At 73.5% G+C, this 16012-nt stretch carries 10 protein-coding genes and 1 riboswitch; of the genes, 6 read left to right on the forward strand and 4 right to left on the reverse strand.

From position 1 onward, the window contains the following. Positions 1–2: 2 nt before the first annotated feature. A riboswitch (cyclic di-AMP (ydaO/yuaA leader) is annotated at positions 3–175 on the reverse strand. 262 nt (positions 176–437) lie between these two features. Next, the gene (gene pcrA, locus ACZ5CZ_RS23370) at positions 438–2906 is read left to right on the forward strand and encodes a DNA helicase PcrA (RefSeq protein ID WP_385843432.1); all 2469 of its coding nucleotides are present in this window, start codon (positions 438–440) and stop codon (positions 2904–2906) included. A gap of 288 nt (positions 2907–3194) precedes the next feature. On the opposite strand, the gene ACZ5CZ_RS23375 is transcribed toward pcrA, so the two are convergent. Both ACZ5CZ_RS23375 and ACZ5CZ_RS23380 read right to left on the reverse strand, forming a co-directional pair. Further along, positions 3195–4628 carry a M23 family metallopeptidase gene (locus ACZ5CZ_RS23375; RefSeq protein ID WP_468945618.1) on the reverse strand — a complete coding sequence of 478 codons (1434 nt, stop codon included), beginning with the start codon at positions 4626–4628 and terminating at the stop codon, positions 3195–3197. Positions 4629–4848: 220 nt separating this feature from the next. Next, positions 4849–5700, reverse strand: a complete 852-nt coding sequence (locus tag ACZ5CZ_RS23380) for an esterase/lipase family protein (RefSeq protein WP_468945621.1) — start codon at positions 5698–5700, stop codon at positions 4849–4851. Between the two features lie 223 nt (positions 5701–5923). On the opposite strand from ACZ5CZ_RS23380, the gene ACZ5CZ_RS23385 reads away from it, so the two are divergent. Continuing rightward, a complete protein-coding gene (locus ACZ5CZ_RS23385) occupies positions 5924–6346 on the forward strand; it encodes a cobalamin B12-binding domain-containing protein (RefSeq protein ID WP_385843437.1) in 423 nt (140 codons plus the stop codon). 263 nt (positions 6347–6609) lie between these two features. On the opposite strand, the gene ACZ5CZ_RS23390 is transcribed toward ACZ5CZ_RS23385, so the two are convergent. Both ACZ5CZ_RS23390 and ACZ5CZ_RS23395 read right to left on the reverse strand, forming a co-directional pair. Next, a complete protein-coding gene (locus ACZ5CZ_RS23390) occupies positions 6610–8232 on the reverse strand; it encodes a DUF5691 domain-containing protein (protein WP_385843438.1) in 1623 nt (540 codons plus the stop codon). 58 nt (positions 8233–8290) lie between these two features. Beyond that, positions 8291–9661 (reverse strand): SWIM zinc finger family protein, encoded by a 1371-nt coding sequence (locus ACZ5CZ_RS23395; RefSeq protein WP_468945625.1) that lies wholly within the window; start codon positions 9659–9661, stop codon positions 8291–8293. Positions 9662–9792: 131 nt separating this feature from the next. Here ACZ5CZ_RS23395 and ACZ5CZ_RS23400 point away from each other — a divergent pair, with 131 nt between their 5' ends. The 4 genes from ACZ5CZ_RS23400 to sucC all read left to right on the forward strand — a co-directional run bounded on the left by ACZ5CZ_RS23400 (position 9793) and on the right by sucC (position 16004). After that, positions 9793–10923, forward strand: coding sequence for an ATP-binding protein (locus ACZ5CZ_RS23400; RefSeq protein ID WP_468945627.1), 1131 nt, complete (start codon positions 9793–9795; stop codon positions 10921–10923). Next, entirely contained in the window at positions 10920–13313 is a 2394-nt protein-coding gene (locus ACZ5CZ_RS23405; protein WP_468945629.1) for a DUF5682 family protein, read from the forward strand. Before ACZ5CZ_RS23400 ends, ACZ5CZ_RS23405 begins: the two co-directional genes overlap by 4 nt. Next, positions 13310–14500: a VWA domain-containing protein gene (locus tag ACZ5CZ_RS23410; RefSeq protein WP_468945631.1), complete on the forward strand. Its 1191-nt coding sequence runs from the start codon at positions 13310–13312 to the stop codon at positions 14498–14500. Before ACZ5CZ_RS23405 ends, ACZ5CZ_RS23410 begins: the two co-directional genes overlap by 4 nt. 325 nt (positions 14501–14825) lie before the next feature. Then, a complete protein-coding gene (sucC, locus tag ACZ5CZ_RS23415) occupies positions 14826–16004 on the forward strand; it encodes an ADP-forming succinate--CoA ligase subunit beta (RefSeq protein WP_385843446.1) in 1179 nt (392 codons plus the stop codon). Positions 16005–16012: the final 8 nt, after the last annotated feature.

Raw genomic sequence — 16012 nt, forward strand, 5'->3', positions numbered from 1 at the left:
GCGACTCCTTCCAACACGCCGCCTACCGGGTTAGCTGTCGGGTTCGGGCGGGTGCTTCGGAAGGGTTGCCCTACGGCGTCGTCCCGGGCGGGAGGTCGGCCGATTCACCCCAGGATCGGTGGGTCCCCGGCTCCGGGCACCCTGCGGGGCGCGCCGGATTCGGCGGAGGCCGCGCGGCCCGGCGAGGTTCGCCGGAGAGGGGTCGTGCGGCCTGACGGCAACCTAGCCAACTCGTGTGCGTCCTGTGAAGGTTGGTGCGAGGTATGTCCGATACATTTCCGTGACCTGGGGGCGCTTGTCTACGCGCGTGAGCAGGCGCTTCCGCAGCGTGAGCGGTCGGCGGGCGCCCCGCGGGCCGTGATCGGCGGGGTCGTCGGTCGGCCGGGTTCCGGGGACGGCGACCGGTTGTCGGTGGGGCACCCTAGACTCGGAGAGCGATGAGCAGCCTCTTTGACGACAGCTTCCTGGCGGACCTCCAGCCCCCGCGTGGGCACGAGGAGGAGCCCCCGCCGCCGACCGAGGACGATCACGCTCCGGAGCCGCTTCCGGACGATCTGTTCGGCGGGAAGTTCGACGTGCCGCCGGACCGGGATTCCTACTACCGCGACGGCGCCCCGCGTCCCGCCATCGACTCGGCGGCCCTCCTGGAGGGGCTGAACGAGAACCAGCGCGCCGCGGTCGTGCACGCCGGCTCCCCGCTGCTCATCGTCGCCGGCGCCGGCTCCGGCAAGACCCGCGTGCTCACCCACCGCATCGCCCACCTGCTCGGCGAGCGGCATGTCCACCCCGGCCAGATCCTCGCGATCACCTTCACCAACAAGGCCGCGGGCGAGATGAAGGAGCGCGTGGAGCAGCTCGTCGGCCCGCGCGCGAACGCGATGTGGGTGATGACCTTCCACAGCGCGTGCGTGCGCATCCTGCGCCGCGAGTCGAAGAAGCTCGGCTTCACCTCGTCGTTCTCGATCTACGACGCCGCCGACAGCAAGCGCCTGATGGCCCTGGTCTGCCGCGACCTGGACCTCGACCCCAAGCGCTTCCCGCCGAAGTCCTTCAGCGCCAAGATCAGCAACCTGAAGAACGAGCTGATCGACGAGGAGGACTTCGCCGCCCAGGCCACCGACGGCTTCGAGAAGACCCTCGCCCAGGCCTACGCGCTCTACCAGTCGCGGCTGCGCGAGGCCAACGCGCTCGACTTCGACGACCTGATCATGACGACGGTCAACCTGCTGCGCGCCTTCCCCGACGTCGCCGAGCACTACCGCCGCCGCTTCCGGCACGTCCTGGTGGACGAGTACCAGGACACCAACCACGCCCAGTACGCGCTGGTGCGCGAACTGGTCGGCACCGGGGAACACGACGAGGACGTCCCGCCCGGCGAGTACGACATCCCGCCCGCCGAGCTGTGCGTCGTGGGTGACGCGGACCAGTCGATCTACGCCTTCCGCGGTGCGACGATCCGCAACATCCTCCAGTTCGAGGAGGACTACCCGAACGCGACCACGATCCTGCTGGAGCAGAACTACCGCTCCACACAGACCATCCTGTCCGCCGCCAACGCGGTCATCGAGCGCAACGAGTCCCGCCGCCCGAAGAACCTGTGGACCAACGCCGGCCAGGGCGCCCGGATCACCGGCTATGTCGCCGACACCGAGCACGACGAGGCCCAGTTCGTCGCCGACGAGATAGACCGCCTCACGGACGCGGGCGAGGCACGCGCGGGAGACGTCGCCGTCTTCTACCGCACCAACGCCCAGTCCCGTGTCTTCGAAGAGGTCTTCATCCGCGTCGGCCTGCCCTACAAGGTCGTCGGCGGCGTCCGCTTCTACGAGCGCAAGGAGGTCCGGGACGTCCTCGCCTACCTGCGGGTGCTCGCCAACCCGGAGGACTCGGTGCCGCTGCGCCGGATCCTCAACGTCCCCAAGCGGGGCATCGGCGAGCGCGCCGAGGCGATGGTCGACGCCCTCGCCCAGCGCGAGAAGATCAGCTTCCCGCAGGCACTGAAGCGGGTGGACGAGGCGTACGGCATGGCCGCGCGCTCCACCAACGCGGTCAAGCGGTTCAACACGCTGATGGAGGATCTGCGCACGATCGTCGAGTCCGGCGCCGGACCCGCGACCGTCCTGGAGGCGGTGCTCGAACGCACCGGCTACCTGGCCGAGTTGCAGGCCTCCACCGACCCGCAGGACGAGACCCGGATCGAGAACCTCCAGGAGCTCGCCTCCGTCGCCCTGGAGTTCGAGCAGGAGCGCGGCGAGGAGGAGCGGGGGACGCTCGCCGACTTCCTGGAGCAGGTCGCCCTGGTCGCCGACTCCGACCAGATCCCCGACGAGGAGGACGGCGACGGCGTCATCACCCTGATGACCCTGCACACCGCCAAGGGCCTGGAGTTCCCGGTCGTGTTCCTGACCGGCATGGAGGACGGCGTCTTCCCGCACATGCGCGCCCTCGGCCAGACCAAGGAGCTGGAGGAGGAGCGGCGCCTGGCGTACGTCGGCATCACGCGCGCGCGGGAGCGGCTGTATCTCACGCGGTCGGCGATGCGCAGCGCCTGGGGTCAGCCGTCGTACAACCCGCCCTCCCGCTTCCTGGAGGAGATCCCGCCCACCCATGTGGAGTGGAAGCGGACCGGGGCGACCGCGCCGGTCTCGTCCGGGGTGGCGGCCTCGCTGTCCACCACCCGCTCCCGCTCCTCGGCGTCGGGTGCCTCCGGATTCGCCACCCGGCGCGCCTCCGAGAAGCCGGTGGTGTCCCTGGCGGTCGGCGACCGGGTCACGCACGACCAGTTCGGACTCGGCACGGTCGTCGCCGTGTCCGGCGTGGGCGACAAGGCCCAGGCGACGATCGACTTCGGCGACGGCAAGGCCAAGCGGCTGCTGCTGCGGTACGCGCCGGTCGAGAAGCTCTAGGGCCTCTCTTTCCGATCTTGCCGGCGTCGCGGGCCCTGGCACGCACATCTGCGGCGTTGTCGTCCCTCGCCGACTCCCCCACGCTCGGCTTCGCTCGCGCGGGGGGACCCCCATCGCGTCGACTCGGTCCTCCGCCTTGCATCTGCACGCACCAGACCCCGCTCGGGTTAGCCAGAAGGCACCGGCACCGCAGCCGACCTGATCCGAAAGAAAGGCCCTAGCAGGACGGCACCGGCGGCCGTCCGTCCGGTGCCTTACGTCGCACCGGGGGGCCCTCCGTCCGGTGCCCTACGTCGGGTCCAGGCCGTGGCTGCGCAGCCACGGCAGGGGGTCTATGGCCGCCCCGCCCGCCGGCCGCACCTCGAAGTGCAGGTGCGGGCCGGTGGAGTTGCCCGAGTTGCCGGAGTAGGCGATCGGATCGCCGGCCTTCACGGTCGTACCGGAGGGGACGCGATAGCTGGACAGGTGGCAGTACCAGGTCTGCGTGCCGTCCTTCGCCGTCAGGATCAGCATGTTGCCGTAGGCGCTGTTCCACTTGGTGGTGACGGTGCCGTCGGTGGCGGCCATCACCGTGGTGCCGTAGGCGACGGGGAAGTCGATGCCGGTGTGCACCGACATCCAGTTCACGCCCGCCTGCCCGAAGTAGGCGCTGAGCCCCTTCTGCGTCACCGGCAGCACGAACTTGGGCCGCAGCCGCTCCTTGAGCGCGGCCTCCGCGGCCGCCTTCTTCTTCTGGAGCTCCTGCTGGTTCTTGAGGTCGATCCGCTCCTGGGTACGGCTCGCCCGGTCGGCGAAGTCGTCGGCGCCGGCGGAGAGCGTCCGCAGCTGGGTGTCCAGCTTGCTGTTGGCGACCGAGGGCGCAACCGCGTGCGCGTCCGAGGCCGTGGCGGTGGTGTCCTTGCCGCCGTCGTCCGTCAGCGCGCCGACGGAGGCGGCGGCGATCCCGGCGACCCCCATCACACACGCGGAGGGCACGGCGATGGTCAGCAGCGCGGAGCGCTTGGCGGGCGTACGGCGCCGGGAACGCGTCCCGCCGCGCGCACCCGCGCGGGTCACCGGCGCCGGGGTGACCTCTTCCTGCTCCTCCAACAGCTCGGGCTGCTCGGGGAGTTCGTCCGCGGCGGGATCGTCGTACGCCACCTGCTCGAACGTCGCCGTGGGCTGCTGGTCGAACGGTTCGGCACCCTGCTCGGGCTCCGCCGGTACGGCCGTCTGCTCGGCCGGGTTCCACTGGGTGGCGTCGTACGCGCCGGTGTCGAAGGCCTGGGTGCCCCACTCCCACTGCTGGGTGGCGTCGGCGGCGCCGGACTGCTCGGGCTGGAGCCAGGCGCTCGCGTCCCACTCACCGCTGACGTCGTTGCCCGTGGCCTGCGCGGGGAAGGTCCAGGCGGTGCTGTCGTAGGCGCCGGAGTCGTAGCCGGTGTGGTGCTGGGCCGCGTACGCGTCGTGGGCCGGGACCTGGCCGGTGCCGGTCTGCCACTGCGTGGTGTCGTACGCGCCGGTGGAGTGCGGGTCGCCGGGGAGGCTGCCGAAGAGCGGGTCCGTGTCGAAGGCCGTGCCGTTCCCGGCCCCGCCGGGAAATCCGGTGGCGCCGTGGCCGCCGTACGTGGTGAGGTCGTCGTAATGGACTTCCGGTGTCCCGTACGGCGCGTAGTGCGCGGTCGAGGCGTCGGAAGCCGGGGCCGGGGTGGTCATGGTCCCCGACGGGTGACGGTCGTTCACCAACTTCTCTTTCGCCTCGACAACAGGGGCTGCCAGAGCAGTGCGGCGACTGTACCCGGCGGTATACGGGCGCGACAATCTTCGGCTGGTTTCGAGGTGGCGGGAAACGGGCAATCGGCCGTGTTTCGGGGGAGGCCGGACGCGACCTTGGCCTTCTGTTCGATGAGCGTTCGAGGTCGGGTGACCGTGCGTCACCGGCGGGCCGGTGCCGGACCGCGTCTCAGGCCACCGTCAGACCGCCCGCGCTCAGGTCCCCGGCGGGTGCCGAGTCGAGGGCCTCGCGTATCCCCGCCGCGACGGCCGGGTGCACCGGCAGGGCGAGATGCCCGATGCCGGAGACCCGGATGTTCTGCGCGTCCAGATCGGGATGGTCCAGGCAGGCCGTCTCCAGCGGCTCCATGATGGAGTCCAGGTCGCTCCAGAAGCTGACGAAGCGGGTATGGCAGCCGGGCGCGGGCCGGGCCAGCTCCTCGATGACCGCGGAGCCCGGCCGCATCTGGCGCACGATCGGATGGGCGTCGGCCAGCGGCGCCACCCGGGTCCCGGAGTGCGGCGTGCCGAGGGTGACCAGCATGCGCACCCGCAGATCGCCGCCGAGGCACTGCACGTAGTACCGCGCGATCAGGCCGCCGAGGCTGTGCCCCACGATGTCGACCTGCGCGCTGCCGGTGCGCTCGCACAGCTCCTCGATGTGCCGCCCGAGCAGCTCCGCCGCGGTGCGGATGTCCCGGGTCAGCGGAGAGTAGTTGAGCGATTCCACCCGCTGCCGGCCGTGCTGGGCGAGATGGCGGCGGAGCAGCACGAACACCGAGCGGTTGTCGATGAAGCCGTGCAGCAGCACCACCGGCGGTCCCGGCCGCACCGGCAGCTGTGCCGTGCCGTCCGCGGCGGGCGGGCCGGCCGGGCGGCGCTCCTGGGACAGGCCGGTCGGATACAGCAGCAGATGTCCGGTCAGGATCGCGGCCTCGAGGGCGGTCGCCTTGAGCAGCGCCACGGAGAGTCCGGCCAGTCTGCCCGGCCACAGCCGACGGCACAGCGGGAGGAACAGCGGCACTACCCCGGTGACCTTCATGGCCGACCTCCTGTCGGCACGCCGGGGGACGGCCCGCTCCCCCGTGTGCCCTCATGTCCCACCATGTGATTTCCCCCTCGGTGCCCCCCGTAAAACTGCCGGTTGCGGGATGCTGTGGATAACGTTCGTTCACTTCGTGACGGTGGCGGAACGCATCAAAAGTGCGGTACTTGTCGGTACGGACGGAAGCGATCGCTTCCGTGGTCCTGTGATGGAGGCAGTGATGGGTGTGGCAGCCGGTCCGATCCGCGTGGTGGTCGCCAAGCCGGGGCTCGACGGCCACGACCGCGGCGCCAAGGTCATCGCGCGCGCCCTGCGCGACGGCGGTATGGAGGTCATCTACACCGGGCTCCACCAGACCCCGGAGCAGATCGTCGACACCGCCATCCAGGAGGACGCCGACGCGATCGGTCTGTCCATCCTCTCCGGCGCCCACAACACGCTGTTCGCGGCGGTCATCGACCTGCTCAAGGAGCGCGAGGCCGAGGACATCCTGGTCTTCGGCGGCGGCATCATCCCGGAGGAGGACATCGCGCCGCTGAAGGAGAAGGGCGTCGCGGCCATCTTCACGCCGGGCGCGACGACCACGTCGATCGTGGAGTGGGTGCGGGAGAACGTCCGCCAGCCGGCGGCGTCCGGGAACTGAGCGGGCAGGTCCGGGATGCGGCCGGGAGCCCGGCCGCCGCGGACCGGGCCGGGCCGGCGAGCGGCACCACCGGCCGGCCGGGGCGCGCCGGGAGCTGTGCGGTGCCGTCCGCCGCGGACCGGGCTGCGGACGCGACGGCCGGGCGACGTGATCGCCGGGCTGCGCGAGCCGGAAACCCGGTGCTCGATGGCCGGTGACCGGTACGCACTGCCCGGTGCCCGGTGCCCGGTGCCCGGTGCCCGGTGCCCGATGGCCGGGACGGCTCACTCGGCCCTCGTCAGCTCCTCGGTCATGGCGGACCGCAACCGCAGTGTGGTGACCAGCCGCTGGAACGCCTCCGCCCAGTAGCCCCCGGCGCCCGGCGCCGCGTCCTCGCGCTCGTCGGGTATCGCGAGCAGCGCCTGGAGCCGGCCGGCCTCCGCCGGGTCGAGGCAGCGCTCGGCCAGCCCCATCACCCCGCTGAAGCTCCACGGGTAACTCCCGGCGTCCCGGGCGATGTTGAGGGCGTCCACGACGGCCCGGCCGAGCGGGCCGGCCCACGGCACCGCGCACACGCCGAGCAGTTGGAACGCCTCCGACAGGCCGTGCACGGCGATGAACCCGGCGACCCACTCGGCGCGTTCCGCCGGTTCCAGCGCGGCCAGCAGCTTGGCCCGCTCCGCCAGCGACACCGCGCCCGGGCCGCCCGCCTCCGGCGCCGACGGCGAGCCGAGCAGCGCCCGTGACCACTCGGCGTCCCGCTGCCGGACCGCCGCCCGGCACCAGGCCGCGTGCAGCTCGCCCTGCCAGCCGTCCGCCACCGGCAGCGCCACGATCTGCTCGGCCGTGCGCCCGCCGAGCCGCCCCGGCCAGATCCCGAGCGGGGCCGCCTCCACCAGCTGCCCCAGCCACCACGACCGCTCCCCCCGGCCCGTGGGCGGCTTGGCCACGACGCCGTCCCGCTCCATGCCGGCGTCGCACTCGTGCGGCGCCTCCACCACGAGCACCGGAGCGTCCCCGGTACGGTCCACGGCCACGCACGCGGTGGCCCGTACGGCCATGCGCGCGGCCAGCGCCGAACCCGGCAGCGCGGACAGCAGTTCGGCGGCGGTCGCCCGGACGTTGCGACTGCGGTCGGCCAGTGCCTGCTCCAGGAACGGCTCGTCCGCCGCGGACAGGTTGAGGCGCAGCGAGTCCAGGAACATCAGCCGGTCCTCCGCGCGCTCCGTCGCCCAGGTCGAGGCGAGCAGTTCGCGCGCGTGTGCCGGGGTCCGGGCGCGCAGCGCGCCGAGCAGGGCCACCCGCTCGGCGAACAGCCCTTCCTGCCACAGCCGCCGGGTGCCCTCGTCGTCCTCGGGGCCGGGCAGCGACATGCCGCCGCCGGGGGCCGCGCGCAGGGCGAACCGCCAGTCCGGGTTGAGCCGGGCCAGCCACAGCGCCCGCGGGCCCGCGAACGCCAGCGCCGCCGGGCGCAGATCCGTACGGCCGCGGGCCGCGTCCAGCAGCGCGGGGAGGGTCTGCGGCGGGGCCGCGTACCCCTGTGCGTTGGCTGTCGCGAGCCACTGCGGGAGCAGTTCCGTCAGGTCCGGGGAGCTGCCCCGGCGGCCCCCGGACGCGCCGCCGGACCGGTCGGCGAGCAGCGTCACGAGTCTGCGCTCCGCCGGCGCGGGCAGTGCGGGGCGCGGGTCCTCGGGCGCCCGCTCCGGCCGCCGCGCGGCGCGCCCGGGACGCAGCCCGGCCCGCCGCCGTACGGTCGCCAGGGCGGCCTCGTCCAGCAGGGCGACCGGGGCCGGCCGCCCGGCCGCGCCACGGGCCGCCGGCCGCCGGTCGGTGCCCAGGAGGGCGGCCGTGACCAGGTCGTCCCAGGCGGGGGCGGGTGACGGGCTGGTGGGGGAGAACGCGTTCATGGCCGTCCCTTCCGGTGGGGTGCGCGGTGTCCGCTCGTCTTCGTGGAGGCAGGCCCGGTCAGCACAGCGGCACCGCCTCGCCCGGCCCCTCCGCCCAGGCGGTGAGCGGGGTGAAACCGCGGTGACCGCACTCGCCGAAGACCCGTACCGGCGCGCCGCCGGACAGGGCGACCAGCCGCCACAGGCCGGGGCGGGAGCGGGCGGCCGGGGTCAGCGGAAGCGCGCTGTCGGTGTCGGCGTCGGCCAGCTGCCACCGGTCGCCGTCCTGGACCGGTATCACCCGGTCCAGCGTCACCGGGACCGCCTCCAGCCACGGGTCGTCGCGCAGCGCCGCGCCGTACCGGGCGGCCGCCTCGCCCGTGTCCACCCCCGACGGGCGGAACCCGGCCGGTGCGGGCGCGGTGAACCGCTCGCCCAGTGCGGACCGGGACTGTCCGCCGCCCGGGTACGCGGACAGCTCCGCCTCCAGCGCCAGGCCGACCGGCAGGGACAGCTCCGGGGCGCGGCCGGCCGCGCCGTAGGACAGCAGCAGCCGGGTGTCTCCGGACGCGGCGCCGTGCAGCCAGATCCGGCGCGTCGTCAGTTTCGGGTCCACGGTGTCGTACTGGGCGAGGACCAGCCAGCGGTCGCGCACCGGCGGGCCGTCCGCCGTGCCGGGCAGGCCGATCCGGGCGCGGACCGTGGCCGCGAGCGCGTCCGGCAGCCGGTCGCGGTGCAGCCAGCCCTGGTCCAGCAGGTGCAGCAGCGCGCACTCCTCCAGCAGCCGCGCCGGCCAGCCCGCGCCGGAGGCCGGTATCGCCCCCAACTCCCGTACCCGGGCAGCGAGTCCGGGCGCCTGGGCGTCGACCATGCGGGCCGCCGTCTCGTCCCACAGGCCGTACCCCGCCTGCTCGGCCGCGGCCAGGCCGCCGCGCAGCAGGTCGGCCAGGCGCTGCTCCAGCTCCGTGGCGCCCGCCGTGACCCGCTCGGCACGGCGCTCGGCCCGGCGCCGCGCCGCCTCCGGGTCGGCGGAACCGCCGTCGGCCGACGCCCGACCGTCCTCCCCGTCCTCGCCGTTCTCCCCCTTGTCCCCCTTCTCCGTCCGGCTGCGGCGGCCTGCGAGCCACTGCTCGGCCCAGTCCGGGGGCTGCTGCGCCCGCGGCACCGTGCCGCCCTCGTCCGCCCACAGCAGAAGCAGCCCGAGCGCGTGCTTGCACGGGAACTTACGGCTGGGGCAACTGCACCTGTACGCCGGCCCGGTGAGGTCCACCACCGTCTGGTACGGCTTGCTGCCGCTGCCCTTGCACAGCCCCCACACCGTCTCCTTCCCGCACCCCGTCCCGGACCACGGCCCGGCCGTAGCGAGCCTGCTCCCCGCTGTGCGTGACGCGGCGTCAGGCGCCAGTGTCAGCACCTGCTCCACGGTCCAGCGCTCCCCGTGCTCAGTCATGCCACCGACGGTAGGTCCCCCCACTGACAATCGGCCCGGCGGGCACGTTTGCGCAGGTCAGAGCGATTGTCAGTGGCGTGGTGCACGGTGGATGCCAGACCGAACCGGCCGAGCTGGAGGGGGCCTCAGCCATGACCGTGACCGTGGAACCGACGACCGCTGAAACGCAGCGCGGCGAGGGCGCACAGGTGCTTCGCCCGCATGCCGAGCACGCCTTCGCCGCCGAACTCGCCGCGCTCGCCGTGCAGGACGACCGGCCGCGCCCGGCCCGCTGGAAGCTGTCGCCGTGGGCGGTGGCGACGTACCTGCTCGGCGGCACCCTGCCGGACGGCACCGTGATCACACCGAAGTACGTGGGCCCGCGGCGGATCGTCGAGGTCGCCGTCACCACGCTCGCCACCGACCGGGCGCTGCTCCTGCTGGGCGTGCCCGGCACCGCCAAGACATGGGTGTCGGAGCATCTGGCGGCCGCCGTCAGCGGCGACTCCACGCTGCTCGTGCAGGGCACCGCGGGCACCCCGGAGGAGGCGATCCGGTACGGCTGGAACTACGCGCAGCTGCTCGCGCACGGTCCGAGCCGCGACGCGCTCGTCCCCAGCCCCGTCATGCGGGCCATGGCCGAGGGCATGACGGCCCGGGTGGAGGAGCTGACCCGGATCCCGGCCGATGTGCAGGACACGCTGATCACGATCCTGTCCGAGAAGACCCTGCCCGTCCCCGAGCTGGGCGAGGAGGTCCAGGCGGTCCGCGGCTTCAACCTCATCGCCACCGCCAACGACCGCGACCGGGGCGTCAACGACCTGTCCAGCGCCCTGCGCCGCCGCTTCAACACGGTCGTGCTGCCGCTGCCCGAGAGCGCCGACGCCGAGGTCGACATCGTCACCCGCCGGGTCGAGCAGCTCGGCCGCTCCCTGGACCTGCCGGCCGCGCCCGACGGCATCGAGGAGATCCGCCGGGTGGTGACCGTCTTCCGCGAGCTGCGCGACGGCATCACCGCCGACGGCCGTACGAAGGTGAAGTCGCCGAGCGGCACGCTGTCCACGGCCGAGGCGATCTCGGTCGTCACCAACGGCCTGGCGCTCGCGGCCCACTTCGGCGACGGCGTGCTGCGCCCCGGCGATGTCGCCGCCGGCATTCTCGGTGCCGTCGTCCGTGATCCGGCGGCCGACCGGGTCGTCTGGCAGGAGTACCTGGAGACCGTGGTGCGCGAGCGCGACGGCTGGACCGACTTCTACCGGGCCTGCCGGGAGGTGAGCGCATGACCGGCCCGAGCCGGCCCACCGGATCGGGGGGCGGGCCGCTCCTGCTGGGCGTGCGGCACCACGGGCCGGGTTCCGCGCGCGCGGTGCGGGCCGCGCTGGACGCCGCCCGCCCGGCCGCCGTCCTGATCGAGGGCCCGCCCGAGGCCGACGCGCTGATCCCGCTGGCCGCCGACCCGGGGATGCGGCCGCCGGTCGCGCTTCTCGCCCATGCCGTGGACGAGCCGGGCCGCTCGGCGTTCTGGCCGTTCGCCGAGTTCAGCCCCGAGTGGGTGGCCGTCCGCTGGGCCCTGGAGCACGGGGTCCCGGCCCGCTTCATCGACCTCCCGGCGACCCACACGCTCGCCTGGCAGGACCGGGAGCAGGCAGAGGAGGCCGGGGAGGGTGGGGAGCCCCGCGCCGCCGACGCAGAGGCCGGGGCGGACGCGGCCGGGGCCGCGGAGGACGTCCGGGTCGATCCTCTCGCCGTGCTGGCCGAGGCCGCCGGGTACGACGACCCCGAGCGCTGGTGGGAGGACGTCGTCGAGCACCGGGGCCCCGGCGACCGGGAGCCCTTCGCCCCCTTCGCGGCGCTGGCCGAGGCCATGGAGGCGCTGCGCGAGCGGTACGGCGCGGGCGGGCGCCCCCGGGATCTGGTGCGGGAGGCGCACATGCGGCTCCGGCTCCGCGCGGCCGCCAAGGAGTTCGGCGACGCGGTGGCCGTGGTCTGCGGAGCCTGGCATGTGCCCGCGCTGCGGCAGAGGACCACCGTCACCGCCGACCGCGCCCTGCTCAAGGGGCTGCCCAAGGTCAAGACGGACATGACCTGGGTGCCCTGGACCCACCGCCGGCTGGCCCGGGCGGGCGGATACGGCGCGGGCATCGACTCCCCGGGCTGGTACGGCCATCTGTTCCGGGCCCCCGACCGCCCCGTGGAGCGGTGGCTGACCAAGGTGGCCGGGCTGCTGCGCGAGGAGGACCGGATCGTGTCCTCCGCGCACGTCATCGAGGCCGTACGGCTCGCCGAGACGCTCGCGGCGATGCGCGGCCGCCCGCTGCCCGGCCTGGGTGAGACCACCGACGCGGTGCGCGCGGTGATGTGCGACGGCTCGGACGTGCCGCTGGCGCTGGTGCACGACCGGCTGGTGGTCGGGGACGTCCTCGGCGTGGTCCCGGACGCGGCCCCCGCCGTACCCCTCCAGCGCGACCTGGCCAAGCAGCAGCGCACCCTGCGGCTCAAGCCGGAGGCGCTCGAGCGCGAGCTGGAGCTGGACCTGCGCAAGGAGACCGACACGGCCCGCAGCAGACTGCTGCACCGGCTGCGGCTGCTCGGGATCGACTGGGGCGAGCCGTCCCGGTCCCGGGGGAGCACGGGCACCTTCCGGGAGACCTGGCGGCTGCGCTGGGAGCCGGAGCTGTCGGTGCGGGTGGCCGAGGCGGGAGTCTGGGGGACGACCGTGCTCGCCGCGGCACAAGCGAGGGCGGAGGCCGACGCCACCGCCGCGCGTGCCCTCGCCGAGGTCACCGCCCTCGCCGAGCGGTGCCTGCTGGCCGGCCTGCCGGACGTCCTGCCCGTGGTCATGCGGGTGCTCGCCGACCGGGCGGCCCTCGCCACCGACGTCGGCCACCTCGCCCAGGCGCTGCCCGCCCTGGTCCGCTCGCTGCGCTACGGAGATGTCCGCGGCACCGACACCGGCGCGCTGAGCGGGGTCGCGGCGGGCCTCGCCGAGCGGATCTTCGTCGGCCTGCCACCGGCCTGCGCCGCCCTCGACGCCGACGCGGCGGAGGAGATGCGCGGCCATGTGGACGCCGTGCACACCGCGGTCGCCATGCTGGCGGAGACACCGGCCGCCGGCGGACACGGCGATCTGCGGGGCCGCTGGCGCGCCGTGCTGCGGACGCTGTCGTCGCGGGACAGCGTGCCCGGAGTGGTCCGGGGGCGGGCGGTGCGGCTGCTGCTGGACGACGGGGCGGTGCGGCCCGAGGAGGCGGCGCGGCTCATGGGACTGGCGCTGTCCCCGGGCACCCCGCCCGCCGACGCCGCCGCCTGGATCGAGGGCTTCGTCGGCGGCGGGGGCGGGATGCTGCTGGTGCACGACGAGCGGCTGCTGGGCCTGGTCGACAGCTGGCTGACGGCCGTACCGGCGGAGGCGTTCGTCGACGTGCTGCCGCTGCTGCGGCGCACCTTCGCGGCGTACGACCCCGGTGTGCGCCGCACGCTCGGCGAGCTGGTCCGGCGCGGACCCGGGGCGCCGGACGGCCGGCCGGCCGGGACCGCCCCGGCACCGGGCTTCGCCGCCGAGCCCGACACCGAGCGCGCGGACGCGGTGCTGCCGGTGCTGCGGCTGCTGCTGGGCCTGGACGGGGAGCCGGCGACAAGGGACGACAACAGCTTTGCGGGGGTGGGGACATGACGACGAGCGAACCGGCGGCGACGGCGCTGGAGACGGGCGGTGACCCGGCGCGGGAGCGGCTGCGGCGCTGGCGGCTGGTGCTCGGCGGCGACCAGGCCGACGGCACCGGATGCGCGCTGTCCGGCCGGGACGCCGCGATGGACGGCACACTCGCCGCGCTCTACGGCAAGGGGGACAGACCGCAGGCGGGGCGGGACCGTGCGGCGGGGCTCGGGGCGTCGGCGCCGTCCGTGGCGCGCTGGCTCGGGGACATCCGCACCTACTTCCCGTCCTCCGTCGTCCAGGTCATGCAGCGCGACGCCATCGACCGGCTGGGGCTCGCCTCGCTGCTGCTGGAACCGGAGATGCTGGAGGCGGTTGAGGCCGACGTCCATCTGGTCGGCACCCTGCTCTCGCTCAACCAGGCCATGCCGGAGACGACCAGGGAGACGGCGCGCGCGGTGGTGCGCAAGGTGGTCGAGGAGCTGGAGAAGCGGCTCGCGACCCGCACCCGGGCCACGCTCACCGGCGCCCTCGACCGCAGCGCCCGGGTGCACCGCCCGCGCCATCACGACATCGACTGGAACCGCACCATCGCGGCCAACCTCAAGCACTACCTCCCCGAGCACCGCACGGTCGTACCGGAGCGGCTCATCGGCTACGGGCGGGCGGCGCGATCAGTGAAGAAGGAGGTCGTCCTCTGCATCGACCAGTCCGGTTCGATGGCCGCGTCCGTGGTCTACGCGTCGGTGTTCGGCGTGGTCCTCGCCTCCATGCGGTCGATCAGCACCCGGCTGGTCGTCTTCGACACCGCGGTGGTCGACCTCACCGACCAGCTGGACGACCCGGTCGACGTGCTCTTCGGCACCCAGCTGGGCGGGGGCACGGACATCAACCGGGCGCTCGCCTACTGCCAGGCGCAGATCACCCGGCCCGCCGAGACCGTGGTGGTGCTGATCAGCGACCTGTACGAGGGCGGCATCCGCGACGAGATGCTCAAGCGGGTCGCGGCGATGAAGGCGTCCGGCGTGCAGTTCGTGGCGCTGCTGGCGCTGTCCGACGAGGGCGCGCCCGCCTACGACAGGGAGCACGCGGCGGCGCTCGCGGCGCTCGGCGCGCCGGCCTTCGCCTGCACCCCGGATCTGTTCCCGGAGGTGATGGCGGCGGCCCTGGAAAAGCGGCCGCTGCCGATACCGGACCCGGCGTGACGCGGCTCCGCAGCGGCAGGAGGCCGCCGCGGCGGGTGCACCCGGACGGCCGAACGCCCTCGGTCCGTGCGGGGCAGATCACTGCGATTCACATGGATTACGGCACCCTGTGTCAGGAAACCCGGCATCATGTGACAGGTATCACCGCTCGGGTGTGACCCGCGATTTAGAGGGCCCCCGCAAGCAGAGATAACCTGCGAGACGGACATGCCGCGCGCTCGGACACCGTGTGCGCCTCCCTTGTGACAAGCGGACGTCACGTTGCCCTTCGCGGCACGCCCACGCATCCAACGAACCGCGAGATCACTGATAGGGACGGAAGCGCGTGGACCTGTTCGAGTACCAGGCGAGGGACCTCTTCGCCAAGCACGATGTACCGGTGCTGGCCGGTGAAGTCATCGACACGCCTGAGGCGGCCCGCGCAGCCACCGAGCGCCTCGGTGGCAAGTCTGTCGTCAAGGCCCAGGTGAAGGTCGGTGGCCGCGGCAAGGCCGGCGGCGTCAAGCTGGCCGCCTCCACGGACGAGGCCGTCAAGCACGCCGAGAACATCCTCGGCATGGACATCAAGGGCCACACGGTCCACAAGGTGATGATCGCCGAGACGGCTCCGGAGATCGTCGAGGAGTACTACGTCTCCTTCCTCCTGGACCGCGCCAACCGCACCTTCCTCTCCATCGCCTCCGTCGAGGGCGGCATGGAGATCGAGGAGGTGGCGGCCACCCGCCCCGAGGCCGTCGCCAAGACGCCGATCGACGCCATCGACGGCGTGGACGAGGCGAAGGCCCGTGAGATCGTCGAGGCCGCGAAGTTCCCGGCCGAGGTCGCCGACAAGGTCGTGAACGTCCTCGTCCGCCTGTGGGACACCTTCATCAAGGAAGACGCCCTCCTGGTCGAGGTCAACCCGCTGGCCAAGGTCGCCTCCGGTGACGTCATCGCCCTCGACGGCAAGGTGTCGCTGGACGACAACGCCGAGTTCCGTCACGAGTGGGACGAGCTCCACGACAAGGCTGCCGCCAACCCGCTCGAGGCGGCCGCCAAGGAGAAGGGCCTCAACTACGTCAAGCTCGACGGCGAGGTCGGCATCATCGGCAACGGCGCGGGTCTCGTCATGAGCACCCTGGACGTCGTCGCGTACGCCGGTGAGAACCACGGTGGCGTCAAGCCCGCCAACTTCCTGGACATCGGCGGTGGCGCCTCCGCCCAGGTGATGGCGAACGGCCTGGAGATCATCCTGGGCGACCCGGACGTCAAGTCCGTCTTCGTGAACGTCTTCGGTGGCATCACCGCCTGTGACGAGGTCGCCAACGGCATCGTGCAGGCCCTGAAGCTCCTCGAGGACCGCGGCGAGAACGTCACCAAGCCGCTCGTCGTCCGCCTCGACGGCAACAACGCCGAGCTGGGCCGGCAGATCCTCACCGACGCCAACCACCCGCTGGTGCAGCGCGTCGACACCATGGACGGCGCGGCCGACAAGGCCGCCGAGCTGGCCCACGCCGCCAAGTAAGCACTCAG

Source organism: Streptomyces sp. NPDC031418 (assembly GCF_055581605.1).